This window comes from Flavobacterium sp. P21 (assembly GCF_050632225.1).
Lineage (GTDB): Bacteria > Bacteroidota > Bacteroidia > Flavobacteriales > Flavobacteriaceae > Flavobacterium.
The window spans coordinates 1,721,354-1,739,311 of the sequence record NZ_CP192585.1; the positions used below are offsets into that span (position 1 = coordinate 1,721,354).

Here is a 17,958-nt window from a genome sequence, read left to right on the forward strand (position 1 = left end):
TTCTGTGCCGACTTGTTAATTTGAGCAAAATTAGTTGTTAAAAAATGTGCTTTTTTTACTTTAAAAAGTTAAATTCGCCTTGCCCCAAACAACAAAATTGCTTTTTTTGAGTTTTACATGTAGAAAAGCTCGAAAAATGCGATTGATAAAATGAATAGGAATGATTTATAGATTAATAATACTGATGTTTTTTTTCAGTGTAGGTGTTTTTTCTCAGGAAAAATATATCAAGCACAAAATTTCAAAAGGAGAAAACCTTTCTGTTATTGCTAAAAAATACGGAGTAAAAGTGAAAGAAATTACAGACGCTAACCCAGATGCGCCAAAAATTCTAAAACTAAATTCGATACTATTAATCCCCGATAAAAATAACAGCGCTTCAAAAGCAAAAACTAAGTCTACTGAGCTTGCTGTAAATAATACGCCCCCAGATAATGTCTCAAATGATACACATGAAGTTGAGGCAAAAGAAACGCTTTGGGGAATCTCGAAAAAATACAACGTTTCGGTCGATGATTTAAAAAAGCAAATCCGTCAATTGAAACCGATGGATTGAAGATTGGTCAACGAATTGCTATTCCTTCTAAGAATGTTGAAATTGCCGAAAAGCCTGCTGAAGTTGCTATAAATTCATCAGATGTTGAGGTTGTGGTGGAGGTTCAGCCAAAAGAGACAAAATACGCAATAGCCAAGAAGTATGGAATTACGGTTGCGGAACTAGAAAAGCAAAACCCATTTATAAAAGGGAAATTACCAGTAGGTTATGTTTTAAAGTTAAAAATACCTAAAGAAAAAGCGGATGCTATTGCGGCGCTAAATTCGGGTTCTACGCAAACTGAAATGAAACCGCTTCAGGAAGAAAATATTCAGATTGCAGACAAAACCAATGTTAAAATGGATTCAGCGATGGTGCATGTGAGTAATCATTCTGAATTAATTGATTTGCTGATTTTAAATGCGACACAAAATATAGGGACACGCTACCGTTCTGGCGGAACGACAAAAGCCGGTTTTGATTGTTCAGGTCTGATGTTTTGCACTTTTGGAAACTTCGATATTAAATTGCCAAGAAGCTCAATCGAGCAATCCCGAATTGGTACAAAAGTAGGCAACGCCGAAGCGCAAAAAGGAGACTTGATTTTCTTTAAAACCAATGGGCGACGCCATATTAATCATGTTGGTATGGTCGTTGAGGTAAGCGATGGGGAAATTAAATTTGTTCACTCATCAACTCATGGTGGCGTAATGATTTCTTCTACAAAAGAACCATATTACGAAAGAGCTTTTTCGCAAGTAAATCGTGTTTTAGTAGAAGAGTCTAAGAAGCTATAATGTTGATATAAAAGTCATCTTTGAATTCTTCGATTGGAAAAGGTTTGGTTAGCATTTTAGAGACATATTTATTTTCTGTTATTTCAGCAATTTCGTCTTGATCTAAGGTAGACGAAAGAACATAAATTAAGGTCTCACTCTTTAGTTTTGAATCCAGTTTGTCATATTCTTTTAAGAATTCGAATCCATTCATAAATGGCATTTGAATATCAAGAAGAATAATCAAAGGTTTATCGGATTCTTTGCTGTTCGCTAACCATTGAAGTCCTTCTTGCCCGTTGTTGGCAATATGAATTTTATGTACAAAAAGTACTTTTTTCAGCAATTGTTTCATTACAAGCTGATCAATCAAATTATCTTCGATTAATAAAAATGTTGGGCTAAATGGCATAATGATTCGGTATTGTTACGATGAATTTGCTTCCAATTGTAGTTTCTGAACATACAGATATGTTTCCTTTTATATTTTCAACGGCTTCTTTGACAATATAAAGCCCGAGCCCTGAGCCTTTATTTTTGTTTGTTCCGAAATACATTTCGAAAATATTAGCCTTAAATTCTTCCTTGATTCCGATTCCATTGTCTGTTACTTCAATTTTGTTAAAGCCGTCAGTCAGTGAAGTTTTAATAGAAATAAACATTTCTTGTTTACTTGCGTCGGCATATTTTATCGCATTAGAAAGTAAGTTCGAGATAATGATTTTCAATCTTAGGCTGTCGCTATGAATTTGATCAACTAATAATTCTTTTGTGAATATTATTCGGTCTGCGTTTTCAATATGCATCAGTTGCGAAATTGCTTCTTCAAACAATTCTTTTAAGCTTACAGGTTCCATCACTATTTGTGCACGCTTGTTTTTTGAATAATCAATAATATCACTGATGAATTGATCTTGTTTAGCTAAACTTTGCTCCATTAAATGGAGATATTCTTTGATCTGACTCATATTGTCTTCTAATTGAGTAACTTTTATCAAGCCTTTTAGAGAAGTGATCGGTGATCTTAAATCATGTGAAGCGCTATAGACAAAACAGTCCAGTTCGTGATTTGCCAGTAATAAATTTTCATTTTTCACCTCAATTTCTTTTTTTGATGTCAGCAAGCGTTTTACCATTATAGAATAGTAAAGACATATGCTCGCATATAATGATGAGGATGAAAACAATATTTGTAATAGTCAATAAATCTTTTATTTTTCGAGTTCCGGCTCCAAGGGTGTTTGAAAAATTACGTTCATTCACCGTCAATCGATCACTAATCGAACTGATTCGTTCAAGGAATTTTCTTTGTTCATCAACGGTTAGTGAATTATGTTTGATTTTGGCGTCGATTTCTGTTCCAATCACAAATAACTCATAGATCAAATTATCTCCCTGTTCCCATTCATGAATTGCTTTTGCTAAAAAGGGAACTTTTTTAAAATTGACAAATAACCAAACTATATCGTCTAAATCATCTTTATGATTTCTTCCTGCTAAAAAACCTTGTCTTGCAATTTGATTGTCGCCAGCTTTTAAAAGTGTTTTTCGGGCAATTCCGTCACCTTGAGGGACAGTCAATTCTTCCAGAAATAGTTTCCATTGATTTTGGTCTTTGGTATAGAGGTAAGTTATAAGGTGCCTGGAAGCATCTTTTTGGCTTTTTGAGTAATGTGATTCACCATTTACATAAGCTCTATTGGCAGATAATATTTTGATGGTGAAGAAATTTATGCAAATTAATAAGGCGCATGTAATAAAAACAATTAACAAAAGAACGAAGACGTTTGGGAAACGCATTTTTCTGAGAAACTGGATCTTTTGCATATTTCTTGTTTTGTAGGTTAATAGTTTGGATTTGGGGGTCTAATAACTTGTAAAAGATGCTTTTTATATCTCACTAATCTTTTTTGGGTTTGCTCATGTTTTTAATGTCTTGGGTAAACAAATGTTAATAAAAAAGAAAGAATTTTAAAACTTTTATCCTCTCAACCAAATTTAATAAAAATATATTTTGCTTTGACAAATGGGATTTTATTTTTTCTGAAATTTAATATTTTTTAATTTAATTATTTGATTATCAATTAATTGAATGTTTGTTAAAGATATTTTTTAACGCTTTCTGCTATCTTTGAATCAAGTTTTTAGTAATCATTTTTGGAATAATTTATTTTTTATACTAATAATTTTGTTTAACTACTTTAAGGTTTTATAAATTAAATTTTTTTAAGAATTTAATTTTTATTTTTTTGGAAGAATAAAAAATAAGTTTTGATAAAATGTAAGAAATTAATAGTGTTCTTTTTCAGAGTTCAGAGTTTTTAAAAGAAAAAGCAGCAGCTTTTGCCTGCCGCTTTTGTTTAAAAGTAGAGTTATGTCATGTAGTAAAATTTATATTTTTATTTGTTTTTTAGTGAACACAGAAAAAGTTTTATAGATACTTAGCAGATAATTTTGGGAACATTCGTTTTAAATCGTCATTATCTTCGTTCCACTCATTTCCAGTTGTGATATAGTTTTCCTGAAATGGATATGGCATTTTTTGCCCAGTAAGTTCTTCAAAAATTATTCCTGGTAGATACCCAAATCCTTCCCATTCAAAATCCTCAATTAAGTGAGTTTCAATTTCTGAAAGTGATTCTGGATCAGCGATTGTTTTATAATAAAAGCCTTGGCCTTGAGCGATTACCCATTCGCGAAAATCATTGAAATTATCGTCGCTACAGCCTCCGTGAATAATGTATATGGCGCCCCAAAGCTCCCAAGTATTGGCTTGGCCTCTAAAATTTCGAAAACTGTTGCCAAATAAAATGAGTTCATCTGCAGTTAGTTTTCTAAGTTCATTTGCTAATTCTTCTTGTTGTTCTTCAAAATTGCCTCCGGAGATATCTTTGGTTTTTTGAATTATTTTCCAAAATAAATCTTCATCCATCAATTCGTCAGAAATTTTGAAATCTTTTTTTTGCAGATTGAATAGATATGTCTTTTTCTTTCTTGCCAAAAAGTTTGTCAAATATTCCCATAAAGGTGTGGTTTATTTTGGTAAATATTGGCTATTGTCCTCATTTTTAAATTTTGATGTTGAAATTTCTTCTTTAATAAAATTTAATTTTGGTTCAGCTTTAGCAGGATTGCTTTCAAAAACAGGATTAGCCATAGTTGAATTTTTAATTTTCAAAAGAGTACTGATAAAAAATGCCAAAGCTCCAATGCCAAATAAAGCAAGAAAAATGTTGATATACATCTCAATTCCAGTTCGGCTTAAATTTTGAGCTAAAATAATTAAGCCAAAAGCGGTAAATATAATACCCCAATATTCCATTTTGACCCAAAATAAACTGTGATTACTTTTGTAATTTATTTTATTTCCAGTTTCCTTGTCAATAATAACTCGTAATGTTCTGTTCCATTTTATTCCCAATATAAAGCTAAAAATTCCAGTTATATATAGTGGAACGATAAATGATAAATCAACGTATGTTTCTGGAAAAATTGAAACGCTGATTAAAAGAGCAACAAATAAAATTAATAGAGAGAAAATTCCTCTGCCTGACCAAACTATCATTATTTTAAGTTTTTAATTAAAAGCCTATATTTTTTTAAGTCCTTTTGCCTTATCCGGACTAAATTTTCTGCATTAAGAATTCACATTAATCAATCCTCTGAAAAACTGAATACCGCCAAATAAGATAGCGCCCCAAAATATAAATCCAATATTAGCAAGCGTCAAAATGGTGCCTCCGCAAAACCATAACGCTCCATAAACCATATCTTTTCGGGCTTTTTCGTATTTTGCTTCTTGAATTTCTATTTCTAGGTTTTCAACAATCAATGCGACAACTTCGGCGCTTACCCCTTGTTCTGCAAGTTTTGCTTTGGTTTCATAAGCCGATTTGTTTTCATTGATGAGCAGGTTTGTTGCATAATTGTAGTGATGTGTTGATACATCAGATGGGGCATTTTGGGTCGTTTCCATGGATTAGTTTTGGGTTAGTTATGAATAAAATATAAATACTTTCTACGGCTATCATATTATTTGATAGTATTCTCATTAGAATGGGGATTTTATATGCTAAGTCAAATATAAATAGTTGAAAAATTATATGCTTACGGGAAGACGTAAATGGGAAAATTTTTTTCAATAAAAAAAGTGGCAATGAAAATTTGCCACTTTTTTATTGAAAACCATTGTGATCTAATTTATATTTTTACAGTTGATGATCTTTTCAGTTCTAAATTTTCCATATAAGCTTTTAGAGCTTTTCCAAAATAAGCACTTTCATATCCGCATTTATATTGTTTGTTTGTAAATCTGTCTCTTACATAAAATTGCTTGAATATTATTGTACTGCTTGAGGGTGGTGTATGAAATTGAGAATTGCCTGAGTAATATACAGTTCGTGAAGTTCCTTCATCATAATCAAAAACATAGCGATAGATAGTTTTGTCTTTATACTTTTCGGATTCAATTTTGTCATAAGTAATAAATTCATATTTCCCTAAATATCGTTTTGCGGCGCTTTTTACATATTTATCGTAGCTAGAACGTTTTTTGAGAACAATTAAAAGAACTTGATTGTCAAATTTTCCAAATTCTGGCGGAATAGCATCTTCTTTTTCAGTAAAATGTTTTTTTGCATGTCCTTTTGCAATAGCGCCACATGAATTTAAAGAGAGTGTAAATGCTAGCAGAAGGATTAAAATTAAAGATAGGTTTAGTTTCATTGGAGTAGGTTTGGTTAGAAGCCTTATTAAAGTTATGTGGTTAAAAAATAGATCTATTAGATTGAATTATTGTTTGACGAAATTGAATCATTGCTATAGTTCTCAAATTTAAATAGTTGAATTGGCAAATAATTGCGGAAAACCGTAAATGTTAAATTTTGATATAATAAAAACCGCAAGTTAATTTGCGGCTTTTATTAATAAAGTTCGTGCCAGAAATGTTTGCAACCATCCTTGCATTCTGTTTTTCTTCTTTCGGTGTCAGTTATTTTAAAAATCCATAGCAAGGCGGTTATTGTTTTTTTATTTTCTTCCTCAGGAAGTTTAGCTAATTTTTGAAATGCAATTTTGGTTGGGAATGTTTTTAAAAGCACTATTGGTGTATAAGTTGGTTTTAATGGAATGCTTTTTAATGCCTCTTGGTAAGATGGCGAATTATAGTTGACTTTATCTGGAATCGAATTGATGATATAATTATGCAACGTTGTAAAAAGCTCTTTAAAATTATAATCATTTTCTAATAAAAGCTCTAAGCCGGTATTAAAATCGATATGATCTTGAGCAGTTTTGTTGATTATTTTTTCTATCTTTTTCAAAATGGTTTAGTTTCTTTTTGGGAATAGTATTCCAAAATTAAGCAGTCGAACTAATATAAAGTTACGGAAAGACGTAAAGCAAAGACTTTTTTGCAAAATCAAAGTTTTCTAAGAAAGTGAGCTTTTGTTTTTAAAGAATAATCAGAATTTGGAATTTGAAGATTAGGATTTCAGAAAAAAGTATATCTTTAACCAACCCAAAACCAAAAAAAATGCAAGAACACGACCAAGAAAATGAACATTTTAAAAGAGAATTAGGATTATTAGACGGAACCATGCTTGTAGTAGGTTCGATGATTGGATCCGGAATATTTATAGTAAGTGCTGATATCGCAAGGCGAGTAGGATCTGCCGGATGGCTTACCTTAATTTGGCTGATTTCGGGATTAATTACGATTATTGCCGCAGTGAGTTACGGAGAATTAAGTTCGATGTTTCCAAAAGCCGGAGGGCAATATGTTTATCTAAAAGAAGCTTACAACAAACTGATAGCATTTCTTTATGGATGGAGTTTTTTTGCAGTAATTCAGACCGGTACAATTGCCGCAGTGGGAGTGGCTTTTTCGAAGTTTGCCGCATATTTATATGAACCTTTTAGCGATGAAAACATTCTTTATGAAGCTGGTTTTTTTAAGCTTAATGCCGCACAACTCGTTTCTATTTTCACGATTATTTTATTGACTTATATTAACAGTCGCGGTGTAAAAAACGGAAAAATCCTGCAGACAGTTTTAACAATAATTAAAATTTTATCATTGCTAGGGTTGATCGTTTTTGGATTAACGCTCGCGACAAAAGCTTCAGTTTGGGATGCCAACTGGGCAGATGCCTGGACAACACGCACATATAATACCGAAAGCAGTTCATGGCTTCCAATTAGCGAAACGGCTTTGATTACTGGAATTTCTGCCGCAATGGTTGGTTCATTATTTTCTAGTGATGCTTGGAATGGTGTAACTTTTATTGCTGGCGAAATTAAAAATCCGCAACGTAATGTAGGTTTAAGCCTGTTTCTTGGAACTTTTATCGTGACGCTTATTTATGTTTTAACGAATATTATGTACTTGGCGGTAGTTCCGTTAGATGAAATTGCTACGGCAAAATCAGATAGAGTTGCAGTTGTTGCGGCACAATATATTTTTGGAAATGTTGGAACATTGATTATCGCAATTATGATTATGATTTCGACTTTTGCCTGCAACAACGGATTAATTATGGCGGGCGCAAGAGTATATTATACAATGGCAAATGATGGTTTGTTCTTTAAAAAAGCGACTGTTTTAAATGAATCAAGTGTTCCTGCTTGGGCACTTTGGGCACAGTGTATTTGGGCTTCTGCTTTGTGTTTGACTGGGAAGTATGGCGATTTGTTGGATTTCGTAATCATCATTGTTTTGATTTTCTATATTTTAACAATCTACGGAATTTTTATTTTGAGAAGAAAAATGCCAAATGCCGAAAGGCCATATAAAGCATTTGGATATCCATTCTTGCCAATGGTATATATTATTGCGGCAACAGCAATTAGCGTTTCGTTGTTGATTACAAAATTTTCTACTTGTGGCTGGGGTGTGCTAATTATGTTAACTGGAATTCCCGTTTACTATTTGACAAAACCTAAAGAAGAATAAAATTTAAGTTTAAAGTTTCAGGTTTGAGGTTTCAAGTTTAAAACTTTGAGTATATAAAAAAAGCGTCTTGTATACAATGCGCTTTTTTTGTTTCTAATTGTTGGTATCCGATAAATCATTGTCAATTCTTTCTGCGGTTGGTCTTAAAAAAATCAGATAAATTAAAATCAGTATTCCAAATAATATAAAATCTGGTTTTAAAATTAAGATCAGAAATGTCGCACCTTCAAGAACACCCCAGCGCATGATTGACGCGGTTTGATAAATTGGAAACTTTTCCTCGAGTTTTAATTTGGGATTGATTTGTTTCAATTGGGATTTGAATAAAAAAGTACTCAAAACAAATGCTACAACTGGAATTGCAACATAAATTATCGATGATGAGTCGATGGTGGGAATTCGCAATTTTTCAATCGAAAGGTCACCTAAGATATAATAGAATACAATCGTACCAGCGCAAATGCCGAGATGAATGATTTGTAAGGTTTTAATTTTTTCAGACATGATTTGGTTAGTTAGGGGTGGTTTCTAATATGCAAGTTAGAAATTAATTCTCTGAAAATTCTTATTTTTAGAGTTAAGAATCTTAATTGATTGTTTTTTTGTTGAGAATAAAAAGTAAACGAAGAAAATTACAACGAAAAATTCTGAAGAGAAGATATGGAACAAAAAAAGACATTGCAATTAAGCAATGTCTCCTTTGATGCAAATAATCTGGAAACTGTTATAATGCAACAGGTTCAGCAGATGATTTTATTGTTGAATTAATAATAGACAAGGTAAGCGGGTCAGATTCTCCTGAAAAGAAAGCATCCAGAATTTCCTGAAATATAGGATTTGTGTTTTCAACTAATGAGAATAGTGTCATAGACGAACGCAATTTGCGTGCATCTAAATCTCCAAAAATCCCATCTGCCGATTTCATTTTAAAGCTTAGTAAAAGTTCTGAAATTTCGATTAAATGTTTTCCAAGAATCGGGTGTTCCAAATAGTCAGAAGCTTCTTTTAAATCGTTAATGGCATAAAGATTTGCTGTATCGCTTTTGCCCAAACCTTTTATTTGAGGAAAAATAAACCACATCCAATGGGTCTCTTTTTTCCCTTTGCTGATTTCAGAAAGAGCAGTAAGATAAAGTTTGTTTTGCGCATCTAAGAAACGCGATAAATCATTGTTAGAATAAGCCATTATGGTATTGTATTTTGAAAAAGGTTGCAAAAATAGTAAAAAAGATAGGGTTAGCCTAATAAAAGGTTCATACAGTGCATGTTTTAACTTTTTAAAGAAGGAATATCTTACGTGGTTTTAAATAAAAAATGCTTTTTTTAGAGTTCAATGTTATAAAAATCAAAGATTTCGATTGGTTCTTCTAAAGGTAAGATTGATCCTTGGCAAAACATCTCGAGCTGTTTTTGGAACTTGATGTTGCCAAAAACTATTAGTCGTTCCTGCCATCAGTAGAAACGAACCATGATGTAGCGGAATTTCAATCTGAGGAATTTCCTTATTGAATTTATGGCGCAATTTAAATATTCTCGTTTCACCAAAAGTTACCGAAGCTATAATCGGATCTTTTCCAGAATTGTCTTCCCGGTCGCTGTGCCAGCCAACTCCGTCTTTTCCGTTTCGATATAAATTTAACAGAAGGCTGTTAAAATCAAGCTGAGTTTCTTTTTCTACACGGCCTCTGATTTTTAATAATTCATACGTCCAGTCTGGACCTTTTGGATCTGCGCCAGGATTATCTTTGTCTTCGTACCAAGAAATCATTCGAGGAACGGTATAGGTTTTATCATAAATTTCCATTTCATATTCTCGCCATTTGGTTTTGCGTAGTATTCTTTCATAAAAATGATCCGATTCTTCTTTAGTGAAGAAATTCTCAATCAAAATGAGTTCAGAATCTGGAATGTCAAATATTTTTTTCCTCCCAAACCTGTCGTGAATAATTCGGTATCGCTAAATAGTGTCATAATTTGGATTTTTTACAGCTCTATTTTTTAATTTAATTCGGAATCTGAAAACAGATTAGTTTTGGTTTAATAACGGTTTATTGAAGAATACTTTTCTAGGATTTTTTTCTGCATAAGAAAAGATTAACTGCTCGATATATTGGTTGCTCTTATAAGGTTCGGTATAATTTTTTGCTTCCAATGGATCTTGAATTGAAATATCTGACGGAATATATCCCATTCCATAAAAATGGCCATTTTCGATCCAGATACAGCTTTTTTCTTCTTTAGACCTTCCTTTGTCGATTATAGCAAAAGTGGGTCTGTTGTTTAATAAGAAGTCAATAGCGTTATCGATTTGTGCATTATGCATGATAACATCAGGCAGGCTTTGCGGATTATTATTCTGGAAAAACTCTCCTTCCTCAGATTTTGAATATTTGCAGAAACGATGATCAATTTCAAATCGTTCAGCTAAACTTCTAAGAATATTAGTGCCTTCATATAAACTGCTGAATTCATGCAAACAGATCTGAAATTTGCTCACTTTCCCAATGGCAAGATATTTATAACCATTTCGGGCTTCGTATTGGTAAATACCAAATTTGGCTTCAAAACGTTTTAAGGCTCTGTTGTAAGTCGGCCAAAGTTTTTTGATTTCGGTGCATTCTAAAAGAAGTGCCATCAATTCTGTAGCGCAGACTTCAAAAGAAATTCCGTGGATATCCCTTAAAAAATGCTGTCTCTGCGGATTAATATTATTTCCGCTAAAATGAGAAGCCACACGTTTTTTTAGATTAATCGCTTTTCCAACATAAATCACTTTTTTAGCTTGATTATAAAAATAATATACACCAGGTTTGTCTGGTAAATTATTGAAATCATCTGGCGGAAGGTTAGGAGGAAGACGTTGATCTTGTGCCGTTTTTTTAATCATTTTTTCGATTTCTCCTGCATCGTCCCATTCCATTAAAAGAGAAAAAGTAGAGCAGTAGCATCGGCATCTCCGCCGGCGCGATGTCGGTTTTCTAAAGAAATATTCAACGAGTTACAAAGATTTCCTAAACTATAAGAACCTAAACCCGGTTTGATTTTTCGAGCGACGCGAACGGTACAAAGTTTTTTTGCAGACCATTTAAAACCAGCTTGTTCCAGCTGATGATGCACAAACGAATAATCGAAGTTTACGTTATGTGCGACGAAAATACGGTCGGTTAGCATTTCGAGTACTTTCTCAGAAATGTCATCAAAGATTGGCGCATTGGCAACCATTTCGTTATTAATACCCGTTAATCCAAAAATAGAAGGAGGAATTTCCTGCTCAGGATTTACAAGTGTTTCATAACGATCCAGTACATTTTTACCATCATGAATAATGATCGCAATTTCAGTAATGCGACTTCCACTGGCATTTCCGCCTGTGGTTTCGATATCGACTATAGCATATTCCGTATTTTTCATCTTTATATAACGTAAGTTGTTCTTTAGTTATTTTTTTAGTGTTCAGTTCTCAGTCTCAGTCTCAGTTTTCAGTCTCAGTCCTGAATACTGAGACTGCGACTGAAAACTAAAACTTCATTCTATGTCTCGGCAGATTAATTTCATGTCCCTGCGGATAAGGTTTTCTATGTGTAAGGCTTATATCTTCTTTAATCTGGTTTTGTGTTCTGTATTGATCTTTAGCATCCATATAACGCGGATCTGGAATAAAAGGCATTTTGGCCATTTTGGTTATCGTAATGGTCGGAAAATGATAATCGACTTCGACATTTCCTAACAACAAATAACAACCTCCGCCCTGAAAAGGATGTTTTTCTAAACTATCCGGAAAATGAGCGGTGTCAAAATAAGTGCCTTCATGATCAATCCAGGTTCCGAAATACATCGTTCCTTTTTTGTCGGAACGTGTTTTCTGGAAATCAAATACGCCAGCATTCTGACTTGTTTTTTATGATATTGAACCAAATCTTTCGCCATAACATCTCCACGATGTTTGGTTTGCAATAGATCGAAAACAGTACAGGAAACAGGAAAACTCAAAAGTTCGATTTCGTCAAAAGCATCTTCAAAAACAGAGCGTTCCAATGTTGGAAGTTTGTATTCTTTAACGGGCTCTTGCAGTAATTTCAAATCTCTGTTTTCAGGCTTAAAATTATTCAATAACAGACTTGCAGTTACCAAAAGCTGATTTTTGGTTTTTCCTGTAAAGCGAAAAGCATCAATAAAAATCAATGTTTTAACGCCTTCAATCCCAATTGGAATTCGGTTGATAAAATCTTCCAGAGAATTAAAATCGCCTTTTTTGTTTCGATCTTCTTCAATCAAATGAGCAATTTTAAATTCCAGACTTTGAATGTGCATAAAACCAAGGTAAATATCAGTTCCATACAAAGTAGTTTGATATTCGCTTTTATTCACACACGGATTATGAATCGTTCCGCCAGACATTCTTGCTTCGTGTACATAAACTTCGGTTCTGTAAAATCCGCCTTGATTGTTGATTACTGCCGTCATAAATTCGACGGGATAATTGACTTTCAAATACAAACTCTGATAACTTTCAACCGCATAAGAAGCCGAATGCGCTTTGCAGAAAGAATAGCCCGCAAAAGATTCAATCTGACGGTAAATTTCCTGACTCAGCGATAATGGATGCCCTTTTTGAGCACAACTCGCGAAGAAATTATCTTTTACTTTCTGCAACGCTTCCAAAGATCTTCCTTTTCCAGACATGGCACGACGCAGAATATCGCCGTCAGGAGCGGGAAGTCCGCCATAATGCTGGGCGATTTTAATTACATCTTCCTGATAAACCATAATACCGTAAGTTTCTCCGAGATGTTCCCTAAAAACCTCATGAAAATACTCAAACTGCGTTGGATTATTATGACGGAAAATATACTCTTTCATCATTCCCGATTGTGCTACTCCGGGACGAATAATAGACGACGCGGCGACCAGAATTTTATAATTATCACAATTTAAACGACGCAGTAAACCACGCATAGCAGGGCTTTCGATATAAAAACAGCCAATCGTATGTCCTTTTGCTAAATAAGAATTGCAAACCGCTTCGTCTTTAGAAATTGAAGTGTCACGAATATTAACTTTTATACCGCGGTTTTTGGCAATTAGTTTTACACTGTCATCAATATGTCCGATACCTCGCTGACTCAGAATATCGAATTTATCAAAACCAATTTCTTCGGCAATATGCATGTCAAAAAGCACGATTGGAAAACCTTTTGGAGGCATTTCCAGAGGCGTATAATTCGTAATGGGCTTTTCAGAAATCAAAATTCCGCAGGCATGCATGCTTCGTTGATTCGGGTATTTTTCAAGCAACATTCCGTATTGCTGAACCATTTTTACGATTTTATTGGATTCATGCAAAGCCATTGGATTTTTAGCCAGCATATCCAGTTCTTCTTTAGGAAGACCAAAAACTTTTCCGACTTCTCTAAAAATAGAACGATATTTAAACTCGACGTTCGTACCGCAAAAAGCAACGTGATCTTTGCCGTATTTTCCGAAGATATATTCTAAAATTGTATTGCGTTCCTGCCAGCTCCAATCGATATCAAAATCTGGCGGAGTTTTACGGTTTAGATTTAGAAAACGCTCAAAATACAAATCTAATTCGATAGGGCAGATATCTGTAATTCCGAGGCAATAGGCAATGATGCTGTTGGCACCGCTTCCACGACCAATGTGCATAAAACCTTGGCTATTGCTGTATTGAATAATATCCCAAGTAATTAAAAAATAACCGCTGAATTCTAATTCGTCAATTACTTTTAACTCTTTTTCTACGCGAGCTTTTGCTTCAATATTTTCGTTTCCATAACGTTTTTCAAATCCTTCCCAAGCCAATTCGGTCAGTTTTTCTAAATCTTTTTGACGGTTTTTAGTAAAGAATTTTTTATTTCTTTTAGCTGAAAAATCATATTGAAAATTACAATCGTCAATGATGCGTTGTGTATTTAAAATGATTTCAGGATATTTTTCATAGAAAGGTAGAATCGATACTACAGGTTTCATCACATCAGAAACTTTGCAATAATCTGCTTCTGTAAGTTTCGATAAAATAATATTCGTATCAATAGCACGAAGCACTTTGTGTAGATTGTATTCTTTTTTACTTCTAAAAGTTACAGGCTGTAAAATCACCATTTTGGAGATTTTATTTTTATGTTTTGAAGTCAGAAGACCAGAAACTTCTTCAGGACGAACTCCGATAAATTCATTTTCAAAAAGCGTTTCAGGGGCATTTTCTAAAGTATAAATCACAAATGCGGATTCGAATTTTGGAGCACGCAAAGGCAGAGTTTCTCCGCTGAAATTATGTTCTGTTAAGAATCGATTCATTTCTGCCAAACCTTCTGCATTTTGCGCTAAACCAATATATCGGAATTCGTGATTACATCGAAATTCCATTCCAACCAAAGGTTTAATTCCGTTTTCCTGACACGCTTTTATAAAATCGTAAATTCCGGTAACGGTATTAATATCGGTCAATGCCATTGCTTTTATACCGTGCAAAACGGCTTCGGCAATCAAATCCTTAAGCGGAATTGTGCCGTAACGTAATGAATGGTATGAATGACAATTGAGATACATTATTTTTTTCTTTTAAAATTTCGTCTTTAGTATTTGGTTTAAAGTGAGCTCCAGCACAGCGCATTACGGCATCAAAACCGTAACGACTTTTCATTTTGTCCATCGCTTCGTAGAGTGAAAGCATTTCCTGAGTATCTTCAAAAAGATCAATTTGATACGTTCCGCGGACCAATCCGCTAAAGCGAACACCAATCAAGCGCAGACGCATACGACGCTGGTAGACTTTTTCAAAAAGTTCTATTACATTTTTGGTCAAAACATGATCTGCTGAAGTATAAGCTACTCGGCATTGTTTGGTTTCAGTATCAAAATTGGCGTAACGTATTTTGACTGTCACAGTTGAGGTCAGCCATTGTTCCGCACGAAGCTGGAAAGCCAGTTTTTCGACCATTCCTAATAATATTCTTCTCAGTTTTGCAAGATCAATAGTATCCTGAGAAAAAGTAGTTTCGGTTGAAATTGATTTTCTTTCGGTATAAGGTTCAACAGGCGTGTGGTCGATTCCGTGCGCTTTCTTCCAAAGTTCCAGGCCATTTTTGCCAATCATTTGTTGTAAAACCTCAGCAGGCATTTCGGCTAAAGTCTGAATTTTACGAACGCCAATTCGAGATAAAAGTTGAAAAGTAACAGCGCCAACCATCGGGATTTTTTGAATCGAAAGCGGATTTAAAAAGTCTTGGACTTCTTGTTCCGGAATTTGAAGATTTCCAACAGGCTTTCCTTCGCCTGTAGCGATTTTAGAAACGGTTTTATTGATGGATAACGAAAAACTAATTGGCAGTCCGGTTTCTTTAATGACTTTCTGCGCCAATTCATTTGTCCATTTATAACTTCCGTGAAATTTATCCATTCCGGTAATGTCCATATAAAATTCATCGATACTCGCTTTTTCTAAAACAGGCGCTTTTTCCTGAAGAATTTCGGTAACATCATGAGAGAGTTGCGAATATAATTCCATGTCGCCTTTCATCACTTTTGCGTCTGGGCAAAGTTTTAATGCCATACGAATTGGCATGGCAGAACGCACTCCATATTTACGAGCTTCATAAGAACAAGATGCCACAACGCCTCGGTCGCCTCCGCCAATAATAAGTGGAATTCCGTTGAGTTCTGAGTTGGTGCGTCTTTCGCAGGATACAAAAAAGGTATCCAAATCCATATGTACAATTGCCCGTGTCATTTTCCTTTGTTTTTGTATGAAACAAAATTAGTACAGGTGATAACAATTTTTTGTATATTTGCTGTTCCAAATTATAACAAATTAATTATGTCCTTATTTTCAGACAACATCAGAGCATTAAGGGTTAAGCATAAAATATCGCAGGAGAAATTAGCTGAAAACCTTAGCATTACCAGAGGTAGATACGTAAAATACGAAGATGGAACTTCGGAAGCACCGTATGACATTTTAAAGAAGATTGCATTATATTTTCATATGAGTATCGACTTGATATTATCTGTCGATATCCGTAAGATTGATGTGCAAAATTTGATAAAACTGGAAGGCAACCGACTTATTTTGCCCATTCAGGTGGATAGTTTTGGAGAAAATTTTATTGAAATTGTATCTCAAAAAGCAAAAGCCGGTTACCTTAACGGATATGCTGATCCAGAATATATTGAAAGTTTACAGCAGATTACACTTCCGTTTTTAGGACCAGGTAAGCATAGAGGTTTTCCAGTTGAAGGCGATTCAATGCCTCCACACGAAGATGGTTCTATTATTATTGGTCGTTATGTAGAAAAGCTAGGAGAGGTGATGGACGGCAAAACCTATATTCTTATCACTAAAAGTGAAGGAATGGTGTATAAACGTCTCAATAAAAACAAAAAGAATAGTTTGGTTTTAGAATCTGATAATAGTTTTTATCCGAATTATGAAGTGAAAGCTTCTGATATTTTGGAGATTTGGGAATACGAATGCAATATCGGCCGTTCAGATAAAAAACAAGAAACGACGGAAACTGGGGAAATGAAAGATTTGCTTTTAGAATTGAAACGTGAAGTTCGAGAGATTAAGAATAATACTTCGAATACATAAAAAGAGTTTTTGCCACAGATTCCCCAGATTAAAAGGATTTAAAAATGACTTTTTTTGATTTTTTCGCCACGAATTACACGAATTACACAAATTTTTATTCAAATATAATTCGTGGAAATTTGTGTAATTCGTGGCGAAAAAAATCTTTTTAATCTGGGGAATCTGTGGCTTTTAAAATAAACTTTGTGTCTTAGCGCCTTCGTGGCAAAAAACTAAAAAACTTTCGCAAAACCCAATCCATATTGCTGTCCATTATAAAAAGGCATTATCATCGAAGTTGATTTGTTTTCAGAATCTGACTTAAATAATTTTTTTGTGATATACGGATTAATCCAATACGCAATTTTGGTACTCAAAATCCCGATTCCCGCTCCAGCGGCAACATCTGTCAGCCAATGACGATTATTGTAAATTCTAAAAAGTCCGGTTCCTGTTGCAACGGCATAACCTGCAATTCCGTACCAAATCGATTTGTCTTTGTATTCTTGATATAAAAATTCTGCTCCAGCAAAAGCAGTTGCAGTATGTCCAGAAGGGAAGGAGTTGTTTGAACTTCCATCAGGTCTTTCTTCATGTACAATCGATTTCAAGCTCAAAACAGTCGTTGCCATAATAATATACGAAGTTGCAAATATCACAGAGCGATCACGCATATTATTTTTCCCTTCTACGCCAAAAGCATTCAAAGCATAAACAGATGCTCGCAGGTGCGTATTGAGAGAAGTCATCAATTGTGATTTTTTCGTCAATATCTTCTTTAACTTCTGCTCTTATCTGGCGATTGAAGCTTAAAAGTTGATCATTTCCAATTCCAATTACGCCGTACCCAATCAAAACCGACGGAATAATTAGCTGTTTGTAATTGAATTTCAAATTATTTGACGTGCTGTCAATTTTTGTAATAGAATCATTTTGTCGCGCGTTTGCAGAAAAGAATCCGAACAGAAATAGAAGGAAAATCGCTTTGTAGAACATTTTTTTGGGTTGTTATATTTTACAAATTAACGAATGTTTTGAACCTAGTATTTTGTACTTAATTGAACCTTAAGTGAATATTAATTAAAGACAAAATTCAATTATAAAT

General features: G+C 34.0%; 18 protein-coding genes and 2 pseudogenes. 4 read left to right on the forward strand and 16 right to left on the reverse strand.

The annotated features are described in order from the left end of the window. Positions 1-160 precede the first annotated feature (160 nt). Both ACQ9BO_RS08435 and ACQ9BO_RS08440 read left to right on the forward strand, forming a co-directional pair. Positions 161-556 (forward strand): LysM peptidoglycan-binding domain-containing protein, encoded by a 396-nt coding sequence (locus tag ACQ9BO_RS08435; protein WP_431244338.1) that lies wholly within the window; start codon positions 161-163, stop codon positions 554-556. Next, positions 553-1,332: an NlpC/P60 family protein gene (locus tag ACQ9BO_RS08440; protein WP_431244339.1), complete on the forward strand. Its 780-nt coding sequence runs from the start codon at positions 553-555 to the stop codon at positions 1,330-1,332. Before ACQ9BO_RS08435 ends, ACQ9BO_RS08440 begins: the two co-directional genes overlap by 4 nt. On the opposite strand, the gene ACQ9BO_RS08445 is transcribed toward ACQ9BO_RS08440, so the two are convergent. The 8 genes from ACQ9BO_RS08445 to ACQ9BO_RS08480 form a co-directional block, all read right to left on the reverse strand. After that, positions 1,319-1,723, reverse strand: coding sequence for a response regulator (locus ACQ9BO_RS08445; protein ID WP_431244340.1), 405 nt, complete (start codon positions 1,721-1,723; stop codon positions 1,319-1,321). The genes ACQ9BO_RS08440 and ACQ9BO_RS08445 overlap by 14 nt on opposite strands. Beyond that, the gene (locus ACQ9BO_RS08450; protein ID WP_431244341.1) at positions 1,713-2,408 is read right to left on the reverse strand and encodes a sensor histidine kinase; all 696 of its coding nucleotides are present in this window, start codon (positions 2,406-2,408) and stop codon (positions 1,713-1,715) included. Before ACQ9BO_RS08450 ends, ACQ9BO_RS08445 begins: the two co-directional genes overlap by 11 nt. Position 2,409: 1 nt before the next feature. Next, positions 2,410-3,138, reverse strand: coding sequence for a hypothetical protein (locus ACQ9BO_RS08455; RefSeq protein WP_431244342.1), 729 nt, complete (start codon positions 3,136-3,138; stop codon positions 2,410-2,412). A 604-nt stretch (positions 3,139-3,742) separates the two neighbouring features. After that, entirely contained in the window at positions 3,743-4,243 is a 501-nt protein-coding gene (locus ACQ9BO_RS08460; RefSeq protein WP_431244343.1) for a DUF4240 domain-containing protein, read from the reverse strand. A gap of 102 nt (positions 4,244-4,345) precedes the next feature. Next, positions 4,346-4,876: a hypothetical protein gene (locus ACQ9BO_RS08465; RefSeq protein WP_431244344.1), complete on the reverse strand. Its 531-nt coding sequence runs from the start codon at positions 4,874-4,876 to the stop codon at positions 4,346-4,348. A 72-nt stretch (positions 4,877-4,948) separates the two neighbouring features. Beyond that, positions 4,949-5,287, reverse strand: coding sequence for a hypothetical protein (locus ACQ9BO_RS08470; protein ID WP_431244345.1), 339 nt, complete (start codon positions 5,285-5,287; stop codon positions 4,949-4,951). Between the two features lie 224 nt (positions 5,288-5,511). Beyond that, positions 5,512-6,036 carry a hypothetical protein gene (locus ACQ9BO_RS08475; RefSeq protein ID WP_431244346.1) on the reverse strand — a complete coding sequence of 175 codons (525 nt, stop codon included), beginning with the start codon at positions 6,034-6,036 and terminating at the stop codon, positions 5,512-5,514. A 197-nt stretch (positions 6,037-6,233) separates the two neighbouring features. After that, positions 6,234-6,632: a DUF5958 family protein gene (locus ACQ9BO_RS08480; RefSeq protein WP_431244347.1), complete on the reverse strand. Its 399-nt coding sequence runs from the start codon at positions 6,630-6,632 to the stop codon at positions 6,234-6,236. A 212-nt stretch (positions 6,633-6,844) separates the two neighbouring features. Here ACQ9BO_RS08480 and ACQ9BO_RS08485 point away from each other — a divergent pair, with 212 nt between their 5' ends. Further along, positions 6,845-8,263, forward strand: a complete 1,419-nt coding sequence (locus ACQ9BO_RS08485) for an APC family permease (protein ID WP_431244348.1) — start codon at positions 6,845-6,847, stop codon at positions 8,261-8,263. A 93-nt stretch (positions 8,264-8,356) separates the two neighbouring features. Here ACQ9BO_RS08485 and ACQ9BO_RS08490 read toward each other — a convergent pair whose 3' ends face one another. The 7 genes and pseudogenes from ACQ9BO_RS08490 to dinB all read right to left on the reverse strand — a co-directional run bounded on the left by ACQ9BO_RS08490 (position 8,357) and on the right by dinB (position 16,013). Further along, positions 8,357-8,767, reverse strand: a complete 411-nt coding sequence (locus tag ACQ9BO_RS08490) for an MFS transporter (RefSeq protein WP_431244349.1) — start codon at positions 8,765-8,767, stop codon at positions 8,357-8,359. 220 nt (positions 8,768-8,987) lie between these two features. Further along, complete coding sequence (locus tag ACQ9BO_RS08495) at positions 8,988-9,449, reverse strand: DUF1810 domain-containing protein (protein WP_132989567.1); 462 nt, start codon at positions 9,447-9,449, stop codon at positions 8,988-8,990. Positions 9,450-9,608: 159 nt separating this feature from the next. After that, positions 9,609-10,151 (reverse strand): alpha-ketoglutarate-dependent dioxygenase AlkB family protein, encoded by a 543-nt coding sequence (locus ACQ9BO_RS08500; protein ID WP_431244350.1) that lies wholly within the window; start codon positions 10,149-10,151, stop codon positions 9,609-9,611. Between the two features lie 138 nt (positions 10,152-10,289). After that, entirely contained in the window at positions 10,290-11,183 is an 894-nt protein-coding gene (locus ACQ9BO_RS08505) for a nucleotide excision repair endonuclease (RefSeq protein WP_431244351.1), read from the reverse strand. Continuing rightward, on the reverse strand, positions 11,183-11,674 hold the full coding sequence (locus ACQ9BO_RS08510; RefSeq protein ID WP_431244352.1) for a 3'-5' exonuclease: 492 nt from the start codon (positions 11,672-11,674) through the stop codon (positions 11,183-11,185). Before ACQ9BO_RS08510 ends, ACQ9BO_RS08505 begins: the two co-directional genes overlap by 1 nt. A 106-nt stretch (positions 11,675-11,780) precedes the next feature. Then, positions 11,781-14,833: pseudogene (locus ACQ9BO_RS08515) on the reverse strand (DNA polymerase III subunit alpha). Beyond that, positions 14,778-16,013 (reverse strand): DNA polymerase IV, encoded by a 1,236-nt coding sequence (dinB, locus tag ACQ9BO_RS08520; protein WP_431244353.1) that lies wholly within the window; start codon positions 16,011-16,013, stop codon positions 14,778-14,780. The pseudogene ACQ9BO_RS08515 and the gene dinB overlap by 56 nt, the downstream one beginning before the upstream one ends. Positions 16,014-16,100: 87 nt before the next feature. Between dinB and ACQ9BO_RS08525 the strand changes: the two genes are divergently transcribed. After that, positions 16,101-16,874, forward strand: a complete 774-nt coding sequence (locus ACQ9BO_RS08525; protein WP_132989572.1) for an XRE family transcriptional regulator — start codon at positions 16,101-16,103, stop codon at positions 16,872-16,874. A 212-nt stretch (positions 16,875-17,086) separates the two neighbouring features. Here the strand turns inward: ACQ9BO_RS08525 and ACQ9BO_RS08530 are convergent. Continuing rightward, positions 17,087-17,849 (reverse strand): annotated as a pseudogene (locus tag ACQ9BO_RS08530) (phosphatase PAP2 family protein). Positions 17,850-17,958: the final 109 nt, after the last annotated feature.

Excerpts from the sequence above, each read along its gene's own strand:
- ACQ9BO_RS08435 (WP_431244338.1), top strand. The coding sequence starts at position 161 with ATGATTTATAGATTAATAATACTGATGTTTTTTTTCAGTGTAGGTGTT.
- ACQ9BO_RS08445 (WP_431244340.1), bottom strand. The coding sequence starts at position 1,723 with ATGCCATTTAGCCCAACATTTTTATTAATCGAAGATAATTTGATTGAT.
- ACQ9BO_RS08455 (WP_431244342.1), bottom strand. The coding sequence starts at position 3,138 with ATGCAAAAGATCCAGTTTCTCAGAAAAATGCGTTTCCCAAACGTCTTC.
- ACQ9BO_RS08460 (WP_431244343.1), bottom strand. The coding sequence starts at position 4,243 with ATGGATGAAGATTTATTTTGGAAAATAATTCAAAAAACCAAAGATATC.
- ACQ9BO_RS08465 (WP_431244344.1), bottom strand. The coding sequence starts at position 4,876 with ATGATAGTTTGGTCAGGCAGAGGAATTTTCTCTCTATTAATTTTATTT.
- ACQ9BO_RS08470 (WP_431244345.1), bottom strand. The coding sequence starts at position 5,287 with ATGGAAACGACCCAAAATGCCCCATCTGATGTATCAACACATCACTAC.
- ACQ9BO_RS08475 (WP_431244346.1), bottom strand. The coding sequence starts at position 6,036 with ATGAAACTAAACCTATCTTTAATTTTAATCCTTCTGCTAGCATTTACA.
- ACQ9BO_RS08485 (WP_431244348.1), top strand. The coding sequence starts at position 6,845 with ATGCAAGAACACGACCAAGAAAATGAACATTTTAAAAGAGAATTAGGA.
- ACQ9BO_RS08490 (WP_431244349.1), bottom strand. The coding sequence starts at position 8,767 with ATGTCTGAAAAAATTAAAACCTTACAAATCATTCATCTCGGCATTTGC.
- ACQ9BO_RS08495 (WP_132989567.1), bottom strand. The coding sequence starts at position 9,449 with ATGGCTTATTCTAACAATGATTTATCGCGTTTCTTAGATGCGCAAAAC.
- ACQ9BO_RS08505 (WP_431244351.1), bottom strand. The coding sequence starts at position 11,183 with ATGGAATGGGACGATGCAGGAGAAATCGAAAAAATGATTAAAAAAACG.
- ACQ9BO_RS08510 (WP_431244352.1), bottom strand. The coding sequence starts at position 11,674 with ATGAAAAATACGGAATATGCTATAGTCGATATCGAAACCACAGGCGGA.
- dinB (WP_431244353.1), bottom strand. The coding sequence starts at position 16,013 with ATGACACGGGCAATTGTACATATGGATTTGGATACCTTTTTTGTATCC.
- ACQ9BO_RS08525 (WP_132989572.1), top strand. The coding sequence starts at position 16,101 with ATGTCCTTATTTTCAGACAACATCAGAGCATTAAGGGTTAAGCATAAA.